23 protein-coding genes, 1 tRNA gene and 2 pseudogenes are annotated in these 21,923 nt (G+C 70.0%); 13 read left to right on the top strand and 13 right to left on the bottom strand.

The window, feature by feature from the left end; genetic code table 11:
* Positions 1–43 precede the first annotated feature (43 nt).
* The 6 genes from ACYQ1L_RS15110 (at position 44) to ACYQ1L_RS15085 (ending at position 6,299) form a co-directional block, all read left to right on the top strand.
* Positions 44–1,129, top strand: a complete 1,086-nt coding sequence (locus ACYQ1L_RS15110) for an aspartate-semialdehyde dehydrogenase (protein ID WP_460004881.1) — start codon at positions 44–46, stop codon at positions 1,127–1,129.
* 147 nt (positions 1,130–1,276) lie between these two features.
* The gene (gene mqo, locus ACYQ1L_RS15105; protein ID WP_460004880.1) at positions 1,277–2,737 is read left to right on the top strand and encodes a malate dehydrogenase (quinone); all 1,461 of its coding nucleotides are present in this window, start codon (positions 1,277–1,279) and stop codon (positions 2,735–2,737) included.
* A 9-nt stretch (positions 2,738–2,746) separates the two neighbouring features.
* Positions 2,747–3,349 (top strand): thymidine kinase, encoded by a 603-nt coding sequence (locus ACYQ1L_RS15100; RefSeq protein ID WP_460004879.1) that lies wholly within the window; start codon positions 2,747–2,749, stop codon positions 3,347–3,349.
* A 99-nt stretch (positions 3,350–3,448) separates the two neighbouring features.
* Positions 3,449–4,174: a FadR/GntR family transcriptional regulator gene (locus tag ACYQ1L_RS15095; RefSeq protein ID WP_460004878.1), complete on the top strand. Its 726-nt coding sequence runs from the start codon at positions 3,449–3,451 to the stop codon at positions 4,172–4,174.
* A gap of 17 nt (positions 4,175–4,191) precedes the next feature.
* Positions 4,192–5,454 (top strand): alpha-hydroxy acid oxidase, encoded by a 1,263-nt coding sequence (locus tag ACYQ1L_RS15090; RefSeq protein ID WP_460004877.1) that lies wholly within the window; start codon positions 4,192–4,194, stop codon positions 5,452–5,454.
* Positions 5,451–6,299 (top strand): alpha/beta hydrolase fold domain-containing protein, encoded by an 849-nt coding sequence (locus ACYQ1L_RS15085; RefSeq protein ID WP_460004876.1) that lies wholly within the window; start codon positions 5,451–5,453, stop codon positions 6,297–6,299. Before ACYQ1L_RS15090 ends, ACYQ1L_RS15085 begins: the two co-directional genes overlap by 4 nt.
* Before the next feature lie 25 nt (positions 6,300–6,324).
* Here the strand turns inward: ACYQ1L_RS15085 and ACYQ1L_RS15080 are convergent, their stop codons facing one another.
* On the bottom strand, positions 6,325–7,107 hold the full coding sequence (locus ACYQ1L_RS15080) for an HAD-IIB family hydrolase (RefSeq protein WP_460004875.1): 783 nt from the start codon (positions 7,105–7,107) through the stop codon (positions 6,325–6,327).
* Positions 7,108–7,389: 282 nt separating this feature from the next.
* Between ACYQ1L_RS15080 and ACYQ1L_RS15075 the strand changes: the two genes are divergently transcribed.
* A tRNA-Pro gene (locus tag ACYQ1L_RS15075) sits at positions 7,390–7,466 on the top strand.
* 366 nt (positions 7,467–7,832) lie between these two features.
* Here the strand turns inward: ACYQ1L_RS15075 and ACYQ1L_RS15070 are convergent.
* Positions 7,833–8,768, bottom strand: a complete 936-nt coding sequence (locus tag ACYQ1L_RS15070; RefSeq protein ID WP_460004874.1) for a metallophosphoesterase — start codon at positions 8,766–8,768, stop codon at positions 7,833–7,835.
* The gene (locus tag ACYQ1L_RS15065; protein ID WP_460004873.1) at positions 8,765–11,365 is read right to left on the bottom strand and encodes a transglycosylase domain-containing protein; all 2,601 of its coding nucleotides are present in this window, start codon (positions 11,363–11,365) and stop codon (positions 8,765–8,767) included. The genes ACYQ1L_RS15070 and ACYQ1L_RS15065 overlap by 4 nt, the downstream gene beginning before the upstream one ends.
* A gap of 74 nt (positions 11,366–11,439) precedes the next feature.
* On the opposite strand from ACYQ1L_RS15065, the gene sp36 reads away from it, so the two are divergent.
* Together sp36 and ACYQ1L_RS15055 are read left to right on the top strand one after the other, a co-directional pair.
* Positions 11,440–11,664: a Sp36 family protein gene (gene sp36 / locus ACYQ1L_RS15060; RefSeq protein WP_045249527.1), complete on the top strand. Its 225-nt coding sequence runs from the start codon at positions 11,440–11,442 to the stop codon at positions 11,662–11,664.
* Positions 11,661–12,119 carry a RidA family protein gene (locus ACYQ1L_RS15055; RefSeq protein ID WP_159575241.1) on the top strand — a complete coding sequence of 153 codons (459 nt, stop codon included), beginning with the start codon at positions 11,661–11,663 and terminating at the stop codon, positions 12,117–12,119. Before sp36 ends, ACYQ1L_RS15055 begins: the two co-directional genes overlap by 4 nt.
* Positions 12,120–12,197: 78 nt before the next feature.
* On the opposite strand, the gene acs is transcribed toward ACYQ1L_RS15055, so the two are convergent.
* Positions 12,198–14,162, bottom strand: a complete 1,965-nt coding sequence (acs, locus tag ACYQ1L_RS15050; protein ID WP_460004872.1) for an acetate--CoA ligase — start codon at positions 14,160–14,162, stop codon at positions 12,198–12,200.
* A gap of 423 nt (positions 14,163–14,585) precedes the next feature.
* On the opposite strand from acs, the gene ACYQ1L_RS15045 reads away from it, so the two are divergent.
* The 3 genes and pseudogenes from ACYQ1L_RS15045 to ACYQ1L_RS15035 form a co-directional block, all read left to right on the top strand.
* Positions 14,586–15,575 (top strand): TadA family conjugal transfer-associated ATPase, encoded by a 990-nt coding sequence (locus ACYQ1L_RS15045; protein ID WP_460004871.1) that lies wholly within the window; start codon positions 14,586–14,588, stop codon positions 15,573–15,575.
* Between the two features lie 104 nt (positions 15,576–15,679).
* A complete protein-coding gene (locus ACYQ1L_RS15040; protein WP_460004870.1) occupies positions 15,680–16,567 on the top strand; it encodes a type II secretion system F family protein in 888 nt (295 codons plus the stop codon).
* Positions 16,568–16,620: 53 nt separating this feature from the next.
* Positions 16,621–16,749, top strand: a pseudogene (locus tag ACYQ1L_RS15035) (DUF4244 domain-containing protein); the annotation flags it as partial.
* 19 nt (positions 16,750–16,768) lie between these two features.
* Here ACYQ1L_RS15035 and ACYQ1L_RS15030 read toward each other — a convergent pair.
* On the bottom strand, positions 16,769–16,894 hold the full coding sequence (locus ACYQ1L_RS15030) for a hypothetical protein (protein WP_460005871.1): 126 nt from the start codon (positions 16,892–16,894) through the stop codon (positions 16,769–16,771).
* 79 nt (positions 16,895–16,973) lie between these two features.
* Between ACYQ1L_RS15030 and ACYQ1L_RS15025 the strand changes: the two genes are divergently transcribed.
* Positions 16,974–17,204, top strand: coding sequence for a hypothetical protein (locus ACYQ1L_RS15025; protein ID WP_460004869.1), 231 nt, complete (start codon positions 16,974–16,976; stop codon positions 17,202–17,204).
* Positions 17,205–17,666: 462 nt separating this feature from the next.
* On the opposite strand, the pseudogene ACYQ1L_RS15020 reads toward ACYQ1L_RS15025, so the two are convergent.
* The 8 genes and pseudogenes from ACYQ1L_RS15020 to ACYQ1L_RS14985 form a co-directional block, all read right to left on the bottom strand.
* Positions 17,667–17,792 (bottom strand): annotated as a pseudogene (locus ACYQ1L_RS15020) (WhiB family transcriptional regulator); the annotation flags it as partial.
* Entirely contained in the window at positions 17,789–18,184 is a 396-nt protein-coding gene (locus ACYQ1L_RS15015; RefSeq protein ID WP_460004868.1) for a hypothetical protein, read from the bottom strand. The pseudogene ACYQ1L_RS15020 and the gene ACYQ1L_RS15015, both read right to left, overlap by 4 nt.
* A complete protein-coding gene (locus ACYQ1L_RS15010) occupies positions 18,147–18,551 on the bottom strand; it encodes a hypothetical protein (RefSeq protein ID WP_460004867.1) in 405 nt (134 codons plus the stop codon). The genes ACYQ1L_RS15015 and ACYQ1L_RS15010 overlap by 38 nt, the downstream gene beginning before the upstream one ends.
* Positions 18,552–18,728: 177 nt before the next feature.
* Positions 18,729–18,983, bottom strand: coding sequence for a hypothetical protein (locus tag ACYQ1L_RS15005; protein WP_460004866.1), 255 nt, complete (start codon positions 18,981–18,983; stop codon positions 18,729–18,731).
* 1 nt (position 18,984) lies between these two features.
* Entirely contained in the window at positions 18,985–20,868 is a 1,884-nt protein-coding gene (locus ACYQ1L_RS15000) for a phage tail protein (protein ID WP_460004865.1), read from the bottom strand.
* Positions 20,869–20,979: 111 nt separating this feature from the next.
* Entirely contained in the window at positions 20,980–21,384 is a 405-nt protein-coding gene (locus tag ACYQ1L_RS14995) for a hypothetical protein (RefSeq protein WP_460004864.1), read from the bottom strand.
* A 13-nt stretch (positions 21,385–21,397) separates the two neighbouring features.
* Positions 21,398–21,643, bottom strand: coding sequence for a hypothetical protein (locus ACYQ1L_RS14990; RefSeq protein ID WP_460004863.1), 246 nt, complete (start codon positions 21,641–21,643; stop codon positions 21,398–21,400).
* Entirely contained in the window at positions 21,640–21,801 is a 162-nt protein-coding gene (locus tag ACYQ1L_RS14985) for a hypothetical protein (protein WP_460004862.1), read from the bottom strand. Before ACYQ1L_RS14985 ends, ACYQ1L_RS14990 begins: the two co-directional genes overlap by 4 nt.
* Positions 21,802–21,923 lie beyond the last annotated feature (122 nt).

Genomic DNA, 21,923 nt, shown 5'->3' with positions numbered 1-21,923 from the left:
GTCCGCCGCCCGTCGCGGCGCCAAGCCGAGGAACAGCATCCCCATGACCCGCATCTCCGACTCAGGATTCTCCGTCGCCATCGTCGGCGCCACCGGCCAGGTGGGCACCGTCATGCGCGACATCCTCGCGGAGCGCTCCTTCCCCATCCGCGAACTGCGCCTGTTCGCCTCCGCCCGGTCCGCCGGCACGGCCATCGACTTCGGCGGCATCCCCGTCATCGTCGAGGACGTCGAGACCGCCGACCCCGCCGGCGTCGAGATCGCGCTGTTCTCCGCCGGTGCCACCGCGAGCCGCGCCTACGCGCCGCGCTTCGCCGCGGCCGGCGCGATCGTCGTCGACAACTCCAGCGCGTGGCGGATGGATCCGGAGGTCCCCCTCGTCGTCAGCGAGGTGAACCCCGAGGCCATCGCGGAGACCCCCAAGGGCATCATCGCGAACCCGAACTGCACCACGATGGCCGCGATGCCCGTGCTCAAGGCGCTGCACGCCGAGGCGGGCCTCGAGCGTCTCATCGTGTCCACGTACCAGGCGGTGAGCGGATCCGGTCTCGCCGGCGCGCAGGAGCTCCTCGGTCAGCTCGAGGGCGTGCTCGCGCAGGGCGACACCCTGCGGCTCGTGCACGACGGATCCGCGCTCGACTTCCCGCAGCCGGAGAAGTACGTCGCGCCGATCGCCTTCGACGTCATCCCGCTCGCCGGCTCCGTCGTCGACGACGGGCTGAACGAGACCGACGAGGAGAAGAAGCTCCGCAATGAGAGCCGCAAGATCCTCGGCCTGCCCGACCTGCGCGTCGCCGGCACCTGCGTGCGGGTGCCGGTCTTCACCGGGCACTCGCTGTCGATCAACGCCGAGTTCCGCGACGACATCACCCCGCAGCGCGCGTACGAGGTGCTCGCCGACGCCCCGGGCGTCGTGGTCGAGGAGGTTCCCACGCCGCTGTACGCCGCAGGCAAGGACCCGAGCTACGTCGGCCGGATCCGCGCCGATCAGTCCGCTCCGGAGGGCAAGGGTCTGGTGCTCTTCATCAGCAACGACAACCTGCGCAAGGGCGCCGCGCTGAATGCCGTCCAGGTGGCGGAGCTCGTCGCAGAGCGTCTGCACGCCGGAGCCGCGACGCCCGCCGTCTGAATCGACGGACGCGACACCGCGGATCGTGGAGCGCTGGCACTCCCCACCGGAGGGCCGGCGCTCCTGATGTCCGGGGTGGCGAATGTGCGCCGCGGGATGGCCGCCCGGGCGAATATGGCGGCTCGTGCGGCGAACTAGACTGAACGCGTGACTGAATCCGTCGACGTCGTCCTCATCGGCGGTGGCATCATGAGCGCCACCCTCGGAACCCTGCTCCGCGAGCTCCAGCCCGACTGGAAGGTCGTGGCCTTCGAGCGCCTGGGCGAAGTCGCCGAGGAGAGCTCGAACGCGTGGAACAACGCTGGCACGGGCCACGCCGCCCTGTGCGAGCTGAACTACATGCCCGAGGGCAAGGACGGCGCGCTCGACCCGGCCAAGGCGATCGGCATCAACGAGCAGTTCCAGCTCAGCCGTCAGCTGTGGTCGACTCTCGTCGACCGCGGCGTGCTCGACGCGCCCAGCACGTTCATCAACTCCACGCCGCACATGACGTTCGTGCGCGGGCAGAAGGACGTCGACTACCTGCGCCGCCGCTACGAGATCCTCAAGGAGCAGCCGCTGTTCGCGGGAATCGAGTACAGCGAGGACTCCCGTGTCATCAACCAGTGGGCGCCGCTGCTGATGGAGAAGCGTCGCAAGGGCGAGCCGTTCGCGGCGACGCGCGTGCCCAGCGGCACCGACGTGGACTTCGGATCCCTCACGCATCAGCTGTTCGACCACCTCGCCGAGAGCGAGAACTTCACGCTGCTGCGCAACCACGAGGTGCGCAAGCTCCGGAAGCAGAAGGACGGCTCCTGGAAGGTCCGCTACCGCAACACGATCGGGAACACCCCGGGCGAACTCAACGCGAAGTTCGTGTTCGTCGGCGCCGGCGGCTGGGCGCTCAAGCTGCTGCAGGGCTCGGGCATCTCCGAGATCAAGGGATACGGCTGCTTCCCGATCGGCGGCCAGTGGCTGAAGACGTCCAACCCCGCGATCGTCGCCAAGCACAAGGCCAAGGTGTACTCGCAGGCCCCCGTCGGCGCCCCGCCGATGTCGGTGCCGCACCTGGACACCCGCGTCGTCGACGGCGAGACCAGCCTGCTGTTCGGCCCGTTCGCGACATTCAGCCCGAAGTTCCTCAAGCAAGGCCACATGCTCGACATCGTCACCCAGGTGCGCACGCACAACCTGGGCAGCATGCTCAAGGTCGCCTTCACCAACTTCGACCTCATCAAGTACCTGGTCAGCGAGCTGCTCAAGACGCACCGGCGCAAGGTGGCGACCCTGCGCGAGTTCATGCCGACCGCGGAGGACGGCGACTGGGAGCTGCTCCAGGCCGGGCAGCGCGCCCAGGTGATGAAGGGCGGCAAGCTGCAGTTCGGCACGGAGGTCGTCGCGGCCGCCGACGGCACCATCGCCGGCCTGCTCGGCGCCTCGCCGGGCGCCTCGACCGCGGTGCCCGTCATGCTCGACGTGCTGCAGCGCTGCTTCCCGGAGCAGTACGCGGCGTGGGAGCCGAAGCTCCAGGAGCTGATCCCCACGCTCGGCGAGAAGCTGAACGACTCGCCGGCCGACGCCGCGGCGTCAATGGGCGCCACCGCGAAGACGCTCGATCTGACCGCCTGATCGCGCGCCGTGGCCAAGCTGTACTTCCGCTACGGGGCGATGAACTCCGGCAAGTCCACGGCGCTGCTGCAGGCGGCGTACAACTACGAGGAGCGGGGGCAGGGGGTCCTGCTGGCCAAGCCGGCGATCGACACCAAGGGCGCCAGCCAGATCGAGAGCCGACTGGGGATGACCCGCGAGGTCGACTTCCTGATCGCCGCAGGCGAGAGCGCGCGGAACCTGTTCCGTGCCGAGCGCGAGAAGGCGCGAGAGGACGGGTCCGACATCGCGTGCCTCCTCGTCGACGAGGCGCAGTTCCTCGAGCCCGAGCAGATCGACGACCTCTTCCGCATCGCGGTGGAGGACGAGATCCCCGTGCTCGCCTACGGGATCCGCAACGATTTCCTCACCCAGGCGTTCCCCGGATCCGGACGGCTGCTGGCGATCGCGCACACCCTCGAGGAGCTGAAGACGATCTGCCGCTGCGGTCGCAAGGCGGTGTTCAACGGACGCAGGGTCGGGGACCGGTTCGTGTTCGACGGCGACCAGGTCGCGATCGACGGCGAGGCCGTCACGTACGAATCGCTCTGCGGCCATTGCTACCTCGAGGAGTCCGGCGGGCGCCTGGGCTGACCGCGGCGCCTCCGGCTGCCGTCTGAGCTGACGGCGGTACCTCCGGCTTGCGTGGTCTGACCACACGTTCTATCCTGTGGTCAGACCACAGGAGGACCCATGCCCGACGGCAGCGACGCCCCCGCCCGCACCTGGCGCGCGGTGCTTCAGCACGTCGAGCGGCGCCTGCTCGACGGCGAGCTCGGACCGGGGGACCGCCTGCCCAGCGAACGCGACCTCGCGGCGGAGCTGGGCGTCGGCCGCTCCAGCGTGCGCGAGGCGATCCGCGTGCTCGAGGTGATGGGCCTGATCCGCACCTCGACCGGATCCGGCCCGCAGGCGGGAGCGATCGTCATCGCCGCGCCCGGGGGAGCGCTGTCGGCGCTGCTGCGCCTGCAGGTCGCCGCGCAGGGCTTCCCGATCGCGGACGTCGTCGGAACCCGCCTCGTGCTCGAGCAGGCCGTCGTGGCCGCGCTCGCCGCCGGACCGCGGGACACTGTCGCGGCGCACCGGATCCTCGACGCCATGGAAGCCGACCTCGGAGCCGACGACTTCCTCGCCCTCGACGCGCAGCTGCATCTCGCCCTCGCCGAGGCGAGCGGCAACGCCGTGGTCGCGGCGATGATGACCGGCCTGCGCGACAGCATCGAATCGTACGTGCGGGCGGGATCCGCACGTCTCACGGACTGGCCGCGGATGGCCGATCGGCTCCGCGTCGAGCACCGCGACATCGTGCGCGCCATCGACGAGGGCCGCGGCGACGACGCTGCCGCACTCGTCCGCGACCACATCACCGGCTATTACGCCGCCACCGACCTCGCCCGCGAGGGCGACATCCCCGCCTGATCGGAAGGACCACACAGATGGTGCAGCGCCAGCTCCCGAACCCCGCCGAGATCTTCGAGCTGATGAAGTTCAAGGCGCCCGAGCTCGACGGCACGAAGCGCCGGCTGCAGGCGGCGCTCACGATCGCCGACCTCCGCACGATCGCGAAGCGGCGCACGCCGAAGGCGGCCTTCGACTACACCGACGGCGCGGCCGAGGGCGAGCTGTCGCTCGCGCGGGCTCGGCAGGCGTTCCAGGACGTGGAGTTCCACCCCGGGATCCTCGCGCCCGCACCGCTGCTGGACACGTCGACCACGGTTCTCGGCGGCCCCAGTGCGCTGCCGTTCGGCATCGCCCCGACCGGCTTCACCCGGCTCATGCAGACCGAGGGCGAGGTCGCCGGCGCCGGTGCCGCGGCCGCAGCGGGAATCCCGTTCACCCTCTCCACGCTCGGCACCACCTCGATCGAGGACGTCAAGAAGACCAACCCCGCCGGGCGCAACTGGTTCCAGCTCTACGTGATGCGCGAGCGCGAGATCTCGTACGGGCTCACCCGCCGTGCGGCAGAGGCCGGATTCGACACGCTGATGTTCACGGTGGACACGCCCGTGGCGGGCGCCCGGCTGCGGGACAAGCGCAACGGCTTCTCGATCCCGCCGCAGCTCACCCTCGGCACCATCATCAACGCGATCCCGCGCCCCTGGTGGTGGATCGACTTCCTGACCACGCCCAAGCTGGAGTTCGCCTCGCTGTCGACGACCGGCGGCACGGTCGGCGAGCTGCTGGACGCCGCCATGGATCCGACGATCGGCTACGACGACCTCGCCGTGATCCGGGAGATCTGGCCGGGCAAGCTCGTCGTGAAGGGCGTGCAGACCGTCGAGGACGCCGTGCGACTGAAGGACACGCACGGGGTCGACGGCGTCGTGCTGTCCAACCACGGCGGCCGCCAGCTCGACCGCGCGCCGATCCCGTTCCACCTGCTGCCCCAGGTGCGGGCTGCGGTCGGCGACGACTTCACCGTCATGATCGACACCGGCATCATGAACGGCGCCGACATCGTCGCCTCGGTGGCCCTCGGTGCGGACTTCACGCTGATCGGCAGGGCGTACCTGTACGGCCTGATGGCCGGCGGCCGTCGCGGCGTCGACCGGGCCATCGAGATCCTGCGCAGCGAGATCGAGCGGACCATGCGGCTGCTCGGGGTCTCCTCGCTCGCCGAGCTCGAGCCGCGCCACGTGACGCAGCTCACGCGTCTGGTGCCGGTGAACCCGGCCGTCGCGGGGGCCGTGGCACGATGACCGCTGGCGCGGCGCTGCGCGTCGAGGAGCACCGGATCCCGGGCCCGCACGGCCCCATCCCGGCCCGAGCCTACACGCCGGACGAGCCGGCCGGCCCTGGCCTGGTCTGGCTGCACGGCGGCGGCTTCTGGGCCGGCGACCTGGACATGCCCGAGGCGGACTGGGTCGCGCGCTCCTTCGCCGCCCGGGGGATCGCGGTGGTCTCGGTCGACTACCGGCTGGCGCCCCCGCTCGCGGGCGCCCCGGGGCGCGATGGCGTGAACGGCTTCCGCCATCCCGTGCCCGTCGAGGATGTGGTCGCGGCGTTCCACTGGGCGACCGGATCGGGCCTCGCCGAGGGGCCCTGGGCGATCGGCGGCACCAGCGCCGGGGGCAACCTCGCCGCGGCAGGAACGCTGCGCCTCGTCGCCGACGGAGACGTCCGCCCCGCGCTCGCCCTGCTGGCGTACCCCACTCTGCTCGCCGTGCAGCCGGCGCCGGATCCGGCGCTGCGCGCGGCTCTGGATGCGGATCCTGCGGCGGACGTGTTCGGTCCGGAGTCGGTGCGCGGGATGTACGAGAACTACCTCGGGCTGCCCGCGGAGGAGGCGATGTCGTCAGCGGCGCCGGGCCTCGCCTCCCCGGGCGAGCTCGTCGGCTTCCCGCCGGTGATCATGATCAACGCGGAGGTCGACGAGCTGCGCGTGTCGGGAGAGGCGTTCGCGCGGACGCTCGCCGAGGCCGGGGTGCCGGTCGACGTGTCGATCGAGCCGGGTACGACGCACGGCTACCTGAACCGGCCCGAGGAGGCCGCGGCGAGCAGATCCCTCGACCGCTACGCCGAGCGGATCCTCGCGCTGTCCTGAGGTCCTGAGCGTCCGCGGGGGGCGGTCAGGAGGCCGCCGTGGGCGCGGGAGCGCTCAGGGTCGGCAGGAGCGCGTCGAGGCGGTCCGCGGTGTCCTCCCAGCCGTCGACGGCGACGCAGGGCACGCCGAGGGCCTTCACGGGGTAGTCGTTGCCGCCTTCGTCGAGGCGGTCGCCGTAGAACAGCATCTCGGCGAAGGGGATGCCCGTGCGTTCGGCGAGCTCGGTCATCCCGTAGGCCTTGTCGATGCCCGCGCGGGTGATATCGATCGAGGTGGATCCGCCGGAGCGGACCTCCAGGTCGGGCACGCGAAGGGCCACGGCGTCGCGGAGCGCGGCGCGGCGGGATCCGTCCGGGTCCCAGGCCTTCTTCGCGTCGTGCGGGGCGCGCTGGCCGAGGGCGGAGAAGGTGATCTGGGATCCGCGGTCCTCGAGGATGGGACCCCACGTCTCGCTCTCCCACAGGCCGAGGCGACGGGCTTCCTCCTCGAGGGCGGCCAGGGCGGCGTCCTTCTGCTCGGTGCTGAGGTCGCGGGCGTAGACCAGCGCGAATCCGTTCCCGTCGTGGCGGAGGTAGCGGGTGCCGCAGGTGGGCAGCAGGTGGATGCGCTGAAGGGTCGCGGCGCCGGCGTCCCCGAGGCGCGAGACGACCTGGGTGCGGAACTGCTCCTCGTTGCCGCCCGAGATGATCGCGACCTCGACGCGCTCGGCGAGGGCGAGCAGGAGAGCGGCGATGCGCGGTTCGATCGCGCTCTTGGAGGCGGCGAGGGTGTCGTCGAGGTCGAAGGCGACCAGGCGTGGCGTCGTCATAACGGTTCCAGGATACGGGAGAAGCCTGAGCGGAGCCGTCGAGGTGCTGCTGCGCCGGGCTGTCGTGAGAAATGCAGGATCCTGCGAACGAACTGCAGGAGCATCGTCTTGGCCGGACGATCGCCCGCATGATCTCGCGGGCGTTCCCGTCGATTCCGCGTCCCGCTCCTGCATCTTGCGGCATGGCTCCTGCACTTAAGGGAAGACAGCGACAGCGCCACGCGCGGGTTCCGCCTCGATTCGCACCGACGCCTCGCTCCGTATAGACTTGAACGGTTGCCGCGGGGTGTGGCGCAGCTTGGTAGCGCGCTTCGTTCGGGACGAAGAGGCCGCAGGTTCAAATCCTGTCACCCCGACCAACGAGAGAGGGACCGACCCAGAGGGTCGGTCCCTCTCTCGTTGTCTCGGTAAGTCAGGCGGGGCCCCAGCGCAGAGGCTCCACGCGTCGCGAATGCGACGTGTGGAGAGGCGCCGGGGGAGCACCCCTGGTGACCAGACCTGCAGATCGCCCGGGGGGCGATCGTAGACGCAACCCCCTCACCGGTGCCGTTGCGGGCAAGCGTCGAGCGCACGAAGTGCCGCTCGAAGAAGTGCGGTGCTCTCCTGGACCGGCGTCGAGCGCACGCAGTGCCGCTCGATATCGTGCGGTGCCTTCTAGACCAACGTCGAGCGCACCCAGTGCCGCTCGAAGACGTGTGCGGTGCCCCTGGCGGACGCCGACGTTCTCAGTCGCGCGGCAGCAGCGTGAGCAGGGTGGCCTCGGGGCGGCAGGCGAACCGGACCGGGGCGTAGATCGAGTGCCCGCACCCGGCGCTCACGTTGAGCGGCACGGTGCGTCCGGCGTGCGACCAGGAGCTGAGACCCTTGGCCTGCTTCAGCGGGATGTCGCAGTTCGCGACGACGGCCCCGAACCCCGGGATGCACACCTGGCCGCCGTGCGTGTGACCGCCGAGGATCGCGTCGGCGCCGAGATCCGTGAACGCGTTCAGCACGCGCTGATACGGCGCATGCGTCACGCCCAGCACGGGTATGTCGGCAGAACGGGGGCCCAGCGCGTCGATCGCCGACGGCAGCGCCTCGAGGTCGTCCCAGTCGCGATGCGCGTCGTCCACGCCGAACAGGTCGATGCGCGAGCCGGCGACCGTGAGGGTGGCGGCCGTGTTGTTCAGGTCGGTCCAGCCCAGCTCGTCCGTGAAGAAGGCGTCCATCGCGGCGGTGTCGAGCTTCGGGGCGGTGGGCACCCGTGCCGACGGCCCCATGAAGTACCGGAACGGATTGCGCGGCGACGGCGCGTGCACGTCGTTCGAGCCGTGCACGAAGACGCCCGGGATGCCCGCGAACGGTGCGAACGCGGCGCGCACGCCCTCGAGGCCGCGCTCGTGACCGAGGTTGTCGCCGGTGTTCACGACGAGGTCGGGTCGCAGCTGGGCGAGCGAGGCGAGCCAGCGCTGCTTGCGGTACTGCCACGGCGCCATGTGCGCGTCCGAGACGTGCAGGATCCGCAGCGGGCGGGATCCTGCCGGCAGCGACCGCGCCGTGGCGTGGCGCAGCGTGAACAGGTAACGCTCGATGCCGATGCCCCAGGTCGCCGCCGCGACACCGGCGGCCCCCACCGCACCGAGTGCGATGAGGGCCGGACGCGTGGCGCGAGCAGACGTCATGGCTTGCAGTTCTTCGTCGTGTAGTTCAGCGTGACGGAGGATCCCTTCGGGGCGGCGGTGCCGGCTGCCGGATTCGTCGCCGTCACTGTGCCGGATTCGTCGCCGTTACCGGGCGTGCAGGCGCCCTTCACCGCTTGGAAGCCCGCTGTCTTGAGCGCGTTCGCGGCGTCGCCCATGGTCATGCCGACGACGTTCGGCACGGTCGCGCCCTGCCCGTTGCTCGGGCTGATCGTGATGGTGCTGCCGGAGACCACCTGACCCGGACCTGGATCCTGCTGCGCCACCTGGTCGGTCGGCAGATTGCTCTGCACGGGGGCACCAACCGAAACCGAGAACCCGACGCCCTCGAGCGTCTGCGTCGCCTGGTCGACGGTCATGCCGACGACGTTCGGCAGATTCGTGTACGACTGCTTGAGTAGACTCTGCGCCGGATCAGGGAACGGCCCGCCGGGGAAGAGCTCGTCGGCCGCCCCCGTGATCTGGCGGCTGAGCCCGTAACGAATGTCGGGGACGTTCACGTCGTGCGAGTAGAAGTCGTAGATGTCTGCGTTGCCGTTGGCCTGGCCTACCCACACGGCCGTGGTCGCGGCGGTGGATGAATCCACCAGCATGGTCTGCGCGCTCTCGTGGGTACCCGTCTTGCCGATCAGCGGGGTGCCGTCGTCAGGGTTCGCGCGCGATCCGGTGCCGCCCGAGTTCATGACGCCCTGCAGCGCGTAGGCGGCGGTTGCCGCGATCTCGGGCTTGATGACCTGAGTGCACGTAGTCGGAGGGATCGGCAGCTCGGAACCGTCGGGCCCCGTGATCTTGTCGATCGCGTGCGGTTCGCAACGGGTGCCGTTGTTGGCGACCGCGGCGTACGCGGAAGCCATGTCGAGCGCGGCGATGTTCTTCGGACCGAGCACGTCGTAAGGCACGTTCTCGTCGGTCACGCTGCCGCCGTCGCCGAGATGCACACCCATGCGCTGGGCCAACTGGTTGATCTCGCAGATATCCAGTTTCGATGCCATCGCCAAGAACCCGCTGTTGAGCGAGTCGCGCGTGAACTCCATTGGGGTGCCGGTGTAGCCGCTGCGGTTCTGGAAGTTCTTGATCGGGGTGTCGCCCGTCGACATCGTCGAGGTGCCGCACTTCATGGTGTAGTTCTTCACGGGAGCCGCCAGCGTCTCCCGCACGGAATGGCCCTTCTCCAGCCAGTCGAGAAGCGTGAAGATCTTGTACGTCGAACCCACGGAGAAGCCGATGCCACCGCCATGCGCGGAGTCGGCGGCGTAGACGATGGACGTCAGACCGCTGGTGGCGGTGTCTGTCTGTTCCTCAGTGAAGCCGGTGTTTTGTGCGATGGCGAGGATCCGGCCCGTCTTGGGATCGATCGTGGTCGCGGCAGCGCCGAAGTCCATGCCCTCGATGGTCGGCGTGGTGTGATCGGCCATCGCCTGCACCGCCGCTGCCTGCATGGGGGCGGAGAGCGTCGTGTAAACGTTCAGACCACCGCGCAGGAGTTTGTCGGAGCGGTCCTTGGTCGGTCCGAGCACCGAGTCGAGCGACGGGTCGTTCTCGAGGGTCGCCTTCACGTACTGGCAGAAGAAGGCGTTGCTCCCGGCATCGCCGCAACCCGAGCTCGGAGCCTTGATCACCGGAGCGACCGGCTGCTTCTTGGCTTCCTCGTACTCGGCCGTCGTGATCTTGCCGAGCGTGTGCATCCGGCTCAGCACGTAGTTCCGGCGCACAAGAGTGTCGTGGTAGCCGTCGGCCTGCGAGTTCTTGCAGTTCTTGCCGTCCTTGTCGCAGTCGTACGTTCCGCCGGGCAGGTCGATGCGGAACGCGTTCGGGTTCTGCACCATGCCGACGAGGGTGGCGGCCTGAACGGCGTTGAGCTGCGATGCCGAGACGCTGAAGTAGCGCTGCGCGGCGGCCTCGATGCCGTAGACCGTGCCGCCGAAGTTCACCAGGTTGAGATACCCGATGAGGATGTCCTGCTTGGAGTACTGCTTCTCGATCGCCGTCGCATAGCGGATCTCCTGCAGCTTGCGCGCGATGCCCTTGGAACCGACGGCGGAAGCCGCATCGACCCAGCACTGGTGCAGCTTGTCGTCGCGCTTCTTGTCGTCGAGCGCGACGCCCTTCTCGCACTCCTGCAGCAGCACGTTCTTCACATACTGCTGGCTGATCGAGGATCCGCCGTTGGTGGCGGATCCGGTCACGTTGCCGACGATCGCCTTGAGCGTGCCGGCGATGTCAATGCCGCCGTGCGAGTAGAAGTTCTTGTCCTCGCTGGCGAGCAGCGCGTCGTACAGCACGGGCGCGACCTGGTCGTACTTCACCGGGACGCGGTTCTGGTCGTAGAAGCGCGCCATGACCTGGTCGGTGCCGTTGGCGTCCTTCGCGTAGATCGTCGTCGGCAGCATCGGACGGTCGACCTTCAGGTTGGAGGGCAGGCCCTCGAACAGGTCGATCGACTGAGCGGCGGTCGCGCCGGTCACCGCGAACACCGGAGTGACGGCGGCCGTCACGAGCACACCGGCGACGACGCTGAGACCGACGAGGCCGGCCAGGCCGCTGAGCACACCGGTGAGCGTGCGTTTGGTCTGAGGCATACGCTTGATCGTAGGGGAGTTCCCTGAATGCAAACTTTGACGCGCCCGCGCGCGTCCGTCCCTCCGGGAGAACCATGACCACGTGGGAGTACCTCACCACTCCGCTGCTGATCCACAACACCGCCGCGATCCTGAACAACTGGGGCAAGCAGGGGTGGGAGCTCGTCCAGGTCGTCACCGGTCCCGAGGGCGGGCTCGTGGCGTATCTCAAGCGTCCGGTCGGCGGCGACGCGGCCGCCAACACGGGTCTCGGCGCCGCCGCGGAGGCCGCTCGTCAGTTCGAAGGAGACAACGCATGACCATCAGTTCCCGCCTCGCCGAGCTCGGCATCGAGCTTCCGGCCGTTGCCGCACCGGTGGCCGCATACGTGCCCGCCCGGGTGCACGCCGGACTCGTGTACACCTCGGGGCAGCTGCCGTTCGTGTCGGGGTCGCTCCCCGCGACCGGCAAGGTCGGTGCCGAGGTTCCGGCGGAGGACGCCAAGGGGCTCGCACGGCTGTGCGCTCTGAACGCCCTCGCCGCCGCGGCGGATGCTGCCGGCGGTGTGGACCGGATCGGCGGCGTGCTGCGCGTGGGCGGGTTCGTCGCCTCGGCCCCGTCGTTCTCCGGCCAGCCCGGCGTCATCAATGGCGCGAGCGAGGTGCTCGGCGAGATCTTCGGCGATGCCGGTAAGCACGCCCGCGCCGCCGTGGGCGTCGCGGTGCTGCCCCTCGACAGCCCCGTCGAGGTCGAGGTGGTCTTCACCCTCGCCTGACCCATCGACAAGACCCCCGATCCGGGCCCTTCGACAAGCTCAGGGACCGGATCGGGGGTCTTGTCGTAGACCGGCGGCCTACTTGACCTGGGCCGAGATCACGCTCATCACCGCGGTGTCGGCGAGAGTCGTGGTGTCGCCGACCTCACGGCCCTCCGCGACGTCGCGCAGCAGGCGGCGCATGATCTTGCCGGAGCGGGTCTTCGGCAGCTCGCCGACGATGTATACGTCGCGCGGACGGGCGATCGGGCCGATCTGCTCGCCGACCCAGCCGCGCAGCTGGTGGGCGAGGCCCTCGGGGGAGTGCGCCCTGATGTAGCTCTCCTTGATGATGACGAAGGCGACGACGGCCTGTCCCGTGGTCTCGTCGGACGCGCCCACCACTGCGGCCTCGGCGGTCGCCTCGTGGGCGACCAGGGCCGACTCGATCTCCGCCGTGGACAGGCGGTGGCCGGAGACGTTCATCACGTCGTCGACGCGGCCGAGCAGCCAGAGGTCGCCGTCCTCGTCGAAGCGGGCTCCGTCGCCGGCGAAGTAGTAGCCCTTCTCGGCGAACTTCTCCCAGTACGTCTCGACGAAGCGCTCCGGGTCGCCCCAGATGCCGCGCAGCATGCTCGGCCACGGCTCGGTGATCGCCAGCAGGCCACCGCCGCCGACGCCCACGGAGTTGCCGTCGTCGTCCACGACGTCGATGGAGATCCCCGGCAGCGCAACCTGCGCCGAGCCCGGCTTGGTCGCGGTGACGCCGGGCAGGGGAGAGGCCATGATGGCGCCGGTCTCGGTCTGCCACCAGGTGTCCACGATCGGCGTGCGTCCGCCGCCGATCACGTCGCGGTACCAGATCCACGCCTCCGGGTTGATCGGCTCGCCGACCGATCCGAGCAGGCGCAGGCTGGACAGGTCGTACCGGTTCGGGATCTCGCGACCGAGCTTCATGAACGACCGGATCGCGGTCGGCGCGGTGTAGAGGGTGGTCACGCCGTACTTCTGGATGATGTCCCACCAGCGGCCCTGCTGCGGGGTCTCCGGGGTGCCCTCGTACATGACCTGGGTGGCGCCGTTCGCGAGCGGCCCGTAGGTCACGTAGGAGTGGCCGGTGACCCAGCCGATGTCGGCCGTGCACCAGTACACATCCGTCTCCGGCTTGAGGTCGAAGACGACGCGGTGCGTGTACGACGCCTGGGTGAGGTATCCGCCGGAGGTGTGCAGGATGCCCTTCGGCTTCCCGGTGGTGCCGGAGGTGTACAGGATGAACAGGGGGTTCTCCGCGGGGAACGCCTGGGCCTCGTGCTCATCGGACGCGGCAGGGACGGCCTCGTGGTACCAGATGTCGCGGGCATCGTCCCATTCGATCTCGTTCTCGCACCGCTTCACGACGATGACGTGCTCGACCGTCTGCTGCTCGCCCTCGCCGCGGTCCGCCAGCGCCTGGTCCACGGTCGGCTTCAGCGGGGACGCCTTGCCCTTGCGGTATCCGCCGTCCGCCGTGATGACGACCTTCGCGCCGGCGTCGTCGATGCGCGAGCGCAGGCTGTCCGCGCTGAACCCGCCGAACACGACGGAGTGGATCGCGCCGATGCGGGCCACGGCGAGCATCGAGGCGACGGCCTCGGGGATCATCGGGAGATAGATCGCGACGCGGTCGCCGTGACCGACGCCGAGACCCTCCAGCACGTTCGCGAGGCGCTTGACCTCGGCGGTGAGCTCGGCGTAGGTGATGCGGCGCTCGTCGCCGGGCTCGCCCTCCCAGAGCAGGGCGACGCGGTCGCCGTCGCCGGCCTCCACGTGGCGGTCCAGGCAGTTGTAGGCGACGTTCAGCTCGCCGTCGGCGAACCACTTCGCGAACGGCGGCGTCGACCAGTCCAGCACCTGGGTGAACGGGGTGTGCCAGTGCAGCTCCCGCGCCTGCTTCGCCCAGAACGCCTCGCGATCGGTGGCGGCTTCCGAGTAGATCTCGGGCTGCGCGACGGCTGCTGCCGCGAATTCAGGAGAGGGCGGGAACACACGGGTCTCATCGAAGACGTGATCGATCTGGCTGCTCATGTGACAGGGCGCTCCTTTGCGGCGGTGATGCGTCGGGGCGTAGGCCACGACATCGGTGAATCTAGCCGTGCCCATCGTCCCTCAATACCGCCGGAAGTCGGTAGCGTCGTTCGTTTTGTTCGGTCTCTTTTCAGTCGTACACTGTCCGACGGCCGATCATTCGAATCCGGCTTTCCCGTGGCAGCGACGGCCCCCCTCCGTCCACCGCGGCTGGGCGGCATCCCATTCCCCCCGTGGGGTGCCGCCCACTTCCGTTTCCGAGGCTCCCGCCCTCGGTTCCCGCCCGACGCCCCCGGTCCACGCTCGACTTCCCCGGTTCCCGCCCGGCGTCCCTCGCCCTGCACAGGCGCTGCGGGCGCGGACTTCTGCACGGGATGCGCGCAGCCCGCTCTGCGGGACCCGGCGGGTGCCTAGCGTCGGGTCATGCCCTCGCCCTTCGTGATCGTCCCCCGCGGTTCCACCGGCAGCGTCGACCAGCTCGAGCTGGATCCGGCCTTCGGCGAACTGGCCGTGCATGCCACCGATCCGCGGGTGACCGACCTCTTCCTCAACGGGGCGGGCGGCCTGTTCCTGGATCGCGGTGCCGGCGCCGAGCCCGTGGCGGGGTGGAGCGCGTCGGAACGCGAGGTGCGCGAACTCGCCGTGCGCCTGGTCGCGCTCGGCGGCCGACACCTGGACGACCAGGCGCCCTGTGTCGACGTGCGGCTGGCGTCGGGCGTGCGTGTGCATGCCGTGCTCGCGCCAGTCGCCACCACCGGGACGGCGGTCTCGGTGCGGATCCCGCGGGTGCGCGCGGCCGATCTGGACGATCTGGGTCGCCTGGGCGCGATCGACGCGGCGCAGCGGGTCTGGCTGGAGCATCTGGTCGCCGCTCGCAGGAACGTGCTGATCACCGGGGGAACCGGGACCGGCAAGACCACCATGCTCGCGGCGCTGCTCGCGCACGTGCCGCCGCACGAGCGGATCGTGACCATCGAGGATGTCGCGGAACTGCGGCCCCGACACCCGCACCACGTCTCCCTCGAGGCGCGGCAGCCGAACCTCGAGGGCGTCGGCGCCATCACGGTCGCCCGGCTGGTGCGAGAGTCGCTGCGGATGCGGCCCGACCGTCTCATCGTGGGCGAGTGCCGCGGCGAGGAGATCCGGGATCTGCTGACCGCGCTCAATACCGGCCACGACGGCGGAGCGGGCACGCTGCACGCGAGCGGGCTCGCCGATGTGCCGGCGCGTCTGGAGGCGCTCGGCGCGCTCGCCGGGATGGATCCGCCCGCCCTCGCCCGGCAGGCCGTCAGCGCCTTCGCGTACGTGCTGCACCTGGTGCGCGCAGGCGGCAGTGTCCGTCGGCTCGCGCAGGTGGGGGCGCTGAGGCTGGACGGCGAGCACCTGGGCATCGAGGAGGTGCGGCCGTGGTGAGGAGCATGGATCGTGGCGGGGGACCGACGCGGACCGCGCGGCGCTCGGGCCCGCTCTTCAGATCACACGCGCGGGGGCGGCGCCTCAGGCTGCCGCGGCGCACGGTGCGCGTCCGCGAGGCCGAGGTGGCCGAGGTCGTGCGGACGCTGGCGGTGCTGCTGCAGGCGGGCGCGGCGCCCCTGTCCGCCTGGCGGCATCTGGCCGAGAGCGGGGCCGCCGTCGCGGTGGAGGTGGTGACCGAAGCGGAGGAGCACGGGCGCCCGCTGGTCGAGGCGATCCGCGCGCAGGGCGGCTTCTGGCGCATCGTGGCAGCGGCGTGGGGCATCGCGGGCACGGTCGGCGCTCCGCTCGGCGAAGTGCTCCGGGCGATCGCCTCCGCGCTCGAGGGCGCCGGCGATATCCGCGACGAGGTGTCGGTCGCCCTCGCCGAGCCCGCGGGCACCGCACGTCTCATGCTGTGGCTCCCGCTCGTGGGGCTGCTCCTCGGCACCGCGCTCGGCTTCGACACCGTGACGGTGCTCCTCACCCGGCCGGCGGGGTGGATCCTGCTGGTGGCAGGTCTGTCACTGCTGCTGCTCGCACGGGCATGGACTCGTGCGATGGTCCGCCGGGCGGCCCCGCCGCCGGGGATCCCGGGGGTGCGCGCGGAGCTCCTCGTCGTCGCGCTCACCGGCGGCACGGCGATCCCGCGGGCCCGCGCCCTCGTGGAGCAGGAGCTGGCCGAGGGCGACGACCCGGCGGCCGCCGAGGAGACGATCGAGCGCGTGCTGCGTCTGTCCGCAGCGGCCGGCGTGCCCGCGGTGGAGCTGCTGCGCGCCGAGGCGGATCGCGCCCGCCGGGACGCCCGCACGGCGGGGCGGACGGGGGCGGCGCGGCTGAGCTCGCGCCTGCTGCTCCCGCTCGGCGCCTGCACGCTGCCGGCGTTCATGCTCCTCGGCGTGGCCCCCCTGATCCTCAGCGTGCTGTCGACGACGCCGCTGCCGTTCGCCTGAACCCCGACGGCGCCGGCCGGCGCCGTCGTCCGAGAGAAGAGAGAAGGAAGACCATGGAACAGACGAATCCCAACCCGGTGACGCAGCTCCCGCCGTTGACCCGGCGGCGCGCCGCGCGGCTGTTCGGCGACGAGACGGGAGCCGCGACGGCGGAGTATGCGATCGCCACGATGGCCATCGTTGGTCAGTTAGAGCATAGGTCTAGAACTCAGGCTCGACGTCTTCGGGGGAGAGCTTCACCTGGCACTGTTCGCACCACCAGATCGGGAACCGCGGGTGCAGCTGCATCGGCTCCAGGCACTCGGGGCAGTTCGGCGCGAGGATCATCGGGCCAGGCTACCCGTCTAATAGAAGTCGTCCGGCCGGGGGTCTTACCGTTGCGCGAAACCTGAGGAAGATCAACGGCATGACGAACACACTCTGGTCCGAGATCATCGACGGGACGGCCACCGGCCCCACGGTCGCCGTCGTCGCGGAAGGGCAACTCATCGCGACGCTGGCGGCCATCTGGAGCGACGTGGACGGCGTCCGGGTATCCCTGGACTACCAGCGTGCCCTAGGCGATCTGAGCGGCCTCCAGGCGCTCGCGCTGGCCGACGCGCTGCGCGAGGTCGCGGGGATGATGCCGCCGAAGTGACAAGCCGGTGCCTGCCCTTCGCGGATCCCATTGCCGCTCCCGTTCCGGGTGTTGCCGTACAGCTCGGCATGAGTAGCGAAGTCGTAGGGTGAGGCGGGCACTTCTGTGCCTGTCGCAGAAGTGCCCTTGGTGCTCCCCGCGACGCCAGGGGCGTGCACGTTACCCATGCCCTGACTCCGGATCGACCCATCCGCCTGCCCATCGCGGAGGGCGATACCGAGAGCGTTCTCGGCACGGCGCTGGAGGATCTGAGCGCCCGTGTCGATGTTCTCCACGGCCTCACGCGCTGCCTCTCTCGTCTCAATGGGCTGGGTTTCGTCGGTCGCGGTCGTCACCAGCGTCTTCATGCGCCGGTAGGACGCCTCCCCCATGCCGATGGCTTCGGCGGCGATATCACGGGGACGGACCTCGACCTTCGGGTCCCGGGACCCGGAAGTTGACTTCAGGTCATTGCGCGCGCCCTGCCTCGCGCGTGGATCCGCCCTTCTCCGGGAAGAACGCTTCCGGGTCCGTCTCCGCGCACAGGGCATCGACCCGCCACGCCTCGCGGCCCTCGTCACGCTCGGAGGGCGGCGACTCCCCGGTCACGGGATCCGCCGACCGGTGATGACGTCGAACAGCTCGCCGTCGTACAACTCGACCTCGACCAACGGGCCGCCCGACAAGCCAGGGACCAGCCAGAGGCGCGCGTCCTCGGGATCGGTCGCGTGAATGTGCTTGGAGGCCTCGGCGTCGAGTCCGGCGAACATGCAGTCGGAGAACAGCTCGGAGCTGGTCAGAATCATGTCCTCCCCGGCATCCCAGGATGCCCGCTCGGCGCTCCAGGCGGCTTCGTTGGCCTCCGTATGCCACTGGGACACGTCGCGGTCCCTGCGGGCCACATGCGCCTCCCGGATGGCCTGCACAACCGGATCGACACGGCCCCGGCGCGGCCCAGCAGCCCTAACCACGAGCCCGCCACCTTGCATCAGCAGCAGCACGAGCCTGCTCAGAGCGGGTGCGGTACTTCCGCCCCTCCTCCTTCGCCTCCGGCACGTCGAGCTGCAGTTGGCGGAGGTTCGCCGCGATCTGAGCGCGGCTGCGGCGGGCCTCCGCGACGTGCGGATGCGTCACCAGCTGCCCCATGCTCCCGCGCGTCGTCAAGGTGCCTGCAGCGGTTGCTGCGGCCAGCTCCTCCTGCAGCAGCGCGAGAACGTCGGCCTCGTGGCAGGCGTCAGCGAGCAGCCGATGTTCGCGAGCGTCCGGCAGCACGTTGTTCTCGGCCCAGTCGGCTGCGATCTGCCTCCATAGCGCGCGGCCTGCGGATCCGAGCCCTGCGGGAGCGCGGAGCTGCTTCGGTGTGGCCATCGTCCGGCCTCCTTGTCTGAATCGTTGAATGCGGATCCCAGCTCGTGGGCTGGCTGGCTGAAAACCGGCGATGCTGCGATTAGCACGCTGGATGGGAGCCCGTATACGCGAGTCGCCCTAGAGGCCGGGGGGCGGGGGGTTACCCCGGTCCCCCCCCCTGTTCGCGTGCGGTGCCGGTCATGTCTCGGCCTTCCTGATCAAGTCGGCCGGGGTGATGCCGAGCGCGGTGCAGCAGCGTGACAGCATCGTTGCGAGCGACATGCATGCTGCGAGACGTTCGGCGGTGTCCATCGTCAGCGTGACCTGAGCGACGGCCAGTAGGTCATCGTTCATCAGGGCCGTGGTGAGTGCCACGGCGTCGGCCTGTGCGTCGTCGGTCACACGGTCCAGGTTGGTGAGTGCAGCGAGCAGCGCTGCGGCGTCAGCATCCATATCAGGCACTTCCCGTTCGAGCCTGGACCCGGTTGGCCGATGCCAGCTCCCTGGCGGTGAAGGCCTTGCCCGCCATGCTCTGCAAGTAGCCCTCGATCTTGGCCAATCGGTCGTTAGTGGTGCTTGCGGTCCCGCCGCCCAGGGTGGACATGTCGAGCTGCGCCGCCATGGTCGCGCTGGCGGTCGCCGTGATACCGGGGATGCCGTTGCGGAGCTGTGTCTTTGCGGAGTCGAGTGCCGTACCGATGGATGACGTCATGCCCTGCTGAAGGCCGAGCCCGACGTATCCGCCGATTTCCGCGAAGACCTTCGACGGCGACGCGATGCCGAGCACGTCGCGAACCGCCTTCGGAATCTGATCGATCATGCCCCGGATCCAGCCCAGGAACCCGTCCCAGGCGTTCCTGATGCCATTCCACAGCCCCTGCACGATCTGAGCGCCCGTGTCGAGCAGCCATTGTCCGGCGCTGGCGAAGATGCCCAGGATCGTGCCGGGGAGGGAGTTGAACCACTGGACGACGGACGACACCATGTTGGAGACGCCCTGCACGAGCCCGTTCCAGATGCCTGCGAAGAACTGGCCGACGCCTGCGAAGAACGACATGACGGCGCCCCAGACGGCCTGCAGTTGGTCCCCGGCTTCCTGGTTCCCGGTGGCGAGCTTCACGAGCCAGTTGACGGCATCGGTGATCCACGTGATGACGGCCGTCAGGACGGCGACGAGCACCTGCAGCACCGGCACGAGCAGCGCGACGATGACTTGCGTGATCAGCGTGGCGGGCGGCACCAGGGCGGCGATCAGCGGAGAGATCGCGGTGAAGAGCGGGATGAGCGGCTGGAGGAGCTGGCCAAGGATCCCGAGCGCCGGGGTGAGCAGCTGCAGGATCACTTCTCCGAGAGGCGCGAGGGCCTGCAGCAGCGGCCCGACCACGGCAAGCAACGCCCCGAGAAAGCTCGCCACCATGGGCGCTTCCTTCATGACGGTGGCCAGGAAGTCCTTGAACGCCTGCGTGTTGGCGAAGTCAGCGAAGGCCGCCGACATCTTCACGAGCCCATCGAGCAGTGTTCGCCCGAACGGGGCGAAGGCGGCCATCATGCGCCCGAGCCCGAGGGCAACGTTCTCCAAGATCTTCCCGAATCCGGTTATCGCTGGTCCCACCAGGGGCGTGAGTTGCGCGATGAACTTCGAGAACTCCCCGTTGTTCACGGCATCCTGGATCGGCTTCATGAGCGCCACGAGCGCCTGAGAGCCCGCCTGCAGCAGCGGGGAGAGCTGCGGGAGGATCGACGCGAGCAACTGCAGCCCCGACTGCAGGGGGGCGAGGATCGCGCCCTGGTTCGCGTTGACGAGGTTGTCGAACGCGCCTTTGAGCCCGTCCAGGGAGGGCTGCAAGGCGTTCTTGAATCCGTCGTTGGTGGCGAGCGCGGCCACGGTGACGCCTGCCAGCGCGCCGACCCCGAGCGTTGCGGCGCTGACCATGGCGGCGAGCCCGAGCGCCGCGCCGGTCGCGACCGATGCAATCGGGACCAACGCCGGAGAGAGCGCGAGCGCTGCCTGCATCAAACCCTGCATGCCCTGGGCATCCGGCGGCCCGCCGTCCCCACTCCCACCAGGGCCACCACCACCGGGGCCGTCCGCGACGACGGGCGCGACGCGGGGGTGGGTCAGCTCATCCAGCTCAGCCCGCGCCAGCGCATCGTGCAGGTCCACGTCAACGCCGACTTTCAGGTCGGTGATCTCTGCCACGCGGGCGCGGAGCCCGAGAATGTCGGGGTCCAGCTGGACCGATGCCCTCAGTTCACCGATCAGGGCGTCGGCCTTCGCGTCGAAGCCCTTCGCGGACGGGACGAGCTCAACTTCTGCGGATCCGACGACGTAGCTCACAATGTCTCCAGGTTCTTGCGCGGCCTAGGGATTGTCTTGTGGGATCCGGGGCGGCAGGCACCACACCGCCGCCCCGGTGCCCGCGCCAGGGGAGTCGCGGGCGGTCTTTGGTCAGGCGCGGTAGCCGTTACTGTTGCTCACCTGCGCCGCGAGCATGGCCGACTTCGCCCTGATCGCGTCGCGCGTGCCCTGGAGCCGATCCGGCGTCGATCCGGTCTGCAGCCCGAGCTGCGCCTGCTGCTCGGCCAGCTCCGCGACGCTCTCGTGGAACTCGACCTCTTCGTTCTCGGCGGCCTGGCGGGCGGCGGCGGCGCGGCCTTCGGGGGTTGCGAGGTATGCCGCCTCTGCCTGGCGGCGCGCCTGCAGCGCCGCGTCACGTTCGTCGCGCTCCCGCTGTTCCCGGGCGGCGATGACTTCGGCCAGCGCGGCGCGGGCAGCGTCCTCGGCTGCGTCCACGCTCGTGATGATCTGGGTATGCTGCTCAGCCTTCTGGATGGGCTGTCCGTTGCGGATCATGATGTTCTTCCTCTCAGTGCGAGCCGGTCGGCTCGGGGTCGGATGCCTCGGCCGGGGTGGCCTCGACAAGGTGGGCTTCGCTCAAGTGCTGGACGACGACGGGCGCGCTGCTCTCCGCGGTCCAGCCACACGTGCAACGGGCGTGATGCTGTGGGTCGCGGCGCTGCGTGGACCAGTAGGCGGCGACGCCGTGAGGCCACTGGGTCGGCCAGGAAACGCTGCGGGTGATCTCGTGCCCGGCCACGGTCAGCTCGCTCATCGCTGGCTCCAGGCTTCGGCGGGCAGCGGTTCGAGTCGGCGGGCGCGGGTGCGCTCGACGTCCTGGATCACGCGCTCGACGGCGTGCGGGTCGCTGCGGTGCAGATGACAGGCGGCGACAGCGTGCACCGCGGCCTCCAACAGCTCGGGGTCGGTCATGGTCAGAGTCCCTTCGGGGTGGCCTCAGCAGCGGTCGCTGCGAGGTTGTCGAGTTGGCGTTCGATGCGGCTCAGGCAGGCGCGGACCTCGCGATCCCGAGCCCAAGCGGAAGAGCCCTCGGC

It is taken from the genome of Microbacterium xylanilyticum, from assembly GCF_054654695.1.
This window is presented reverse-complemented; position numbering and strand designations above follow the sequence as displayed.

Coding starts and splice junctions, on each gene's coding strand:
- ACYQ1L_RS15110 (WP_460004881.1), top strand. CDS start 44: ATGACCCGCATCTCCGACTCAGGATTCTCCGTCGCCATCGTCGGCGCC.
- ACYQ1L_RS15095 (WP_460004878.1), top strand. CDS start 3,449: ATGCCCGACGGCAGCGACGCCCCCGCCCGCACCTGGCGCGCGGTGCTT.
- ACYQ1L_RS15090 (WP_460004877.1), top strand. CDS start 4,192: ATGGTGCAGCGCCAGCTCCCGAACCCCGCCGAGATCTTCGAGCTGATG.
- ACYQ1L_RS15085 (WP_460004876.1), top strand. CDS start 5,451: ATGACCGCTGGCGCGGCGCTGCGCGTCGAGGAGCACCGGATCCCGGGC.
- ACYQ1L_RS15080 (WP_460004875.1), bottom strand. CDS start 7,107: ATGACGACGCCACGCCTGGTCGCCTTCGACCTCGACGACACCCTCGCC.
- ACYQ1L_RS15070 (WP_460004874.1), bottom strand. CDS start 8,768: ATGACGTCTGCTCGCGCCACGCGTCCGGCCCTCATCGCACTCGGTGCG.
- ACYQ1L_RS15065 (WP_460004873.1), bottom strand. CDS start 11,365: ATGCCTCAGACCAAACGCACGCTCACCGGTGTGCTCAGCGGCCTGGCC.
- sp36 (WP_045249527.1), top strand. CDS start 11,440: ATGACCACGTGGGAGTACCTCACCACTCCGCTGCTGATCCACAACACC.
- ACYQ1L_RS15055 (WP_159575241.1), top strand. CDS start 11,661: ATGACCATCAGTTCCCGCCTCGCCGAGCTCGGCATCGAGCTTCCGGCC.
- acs (WP_460004872.1), bottom strand. CDS start 14,162: ATGAGCAGCCAGATCGATCACGTCTTCGATGAGACCCGTGTGTTCCCG.
- ACYQ1L_RS15045 (WP_460004871.1), top strand. CDS start 14,586: ATGCCCTCGCCCTTCGTGATCGTCCCCCGCGGTTCCACCGGCAGCGTC.
- ACYQ1L_RS15030 (WP_460005871.1), bottom strand. CDS start 16,894: ATGATCCTCGCGCCGAACTGCCCCGAGTGCCTGGAGCCGATGCAGCTG.
- ACYQ1L_RS15025 (WP_460004869.1), top strand. CDS start 16,974: ATGACGAACACACTCTGGTCCGAGATCATCGACGGGACGGCCACCGGC.
- ACYQ1L_RS15010 (WP_460004867.1), bottom strand. CDS start 18,551: ATGGCCACACCGAAGCAGCTCCGCGCTCCCGCAGGGCTCGGATCCGCA.
- ACYQ1L_RS15005 (WP_460004866.1), bottom strand. CDS start 18,983: ATGGATGCTGACGCCGCAGCGCTGCTCGCTGCACTCACCAACCTGGAC.
- ACYQ1L_RS14995 (WP_460004864.1), bottom strand. CDS start 21,384: ATGATCCGCAACGGACAGCCCATCCAGAAGGCTGAGCAGCATACCCAG.
- ACYQ1L_RS14990 (WP_460004863.1), bottom strand. CDS start 21,643: ATGAGCGAGCTGACCGTGGCCGGGCACGAGATCACCCGCAGCGTTTCC.
- ACYQ1L_RS14985 (WP_460004862.1), bottom strand. CDS start 21,801: ATGACCGACCCCGAGCTGTTGGAGGCCGCGGTGCACGCTGTCGCCGCC.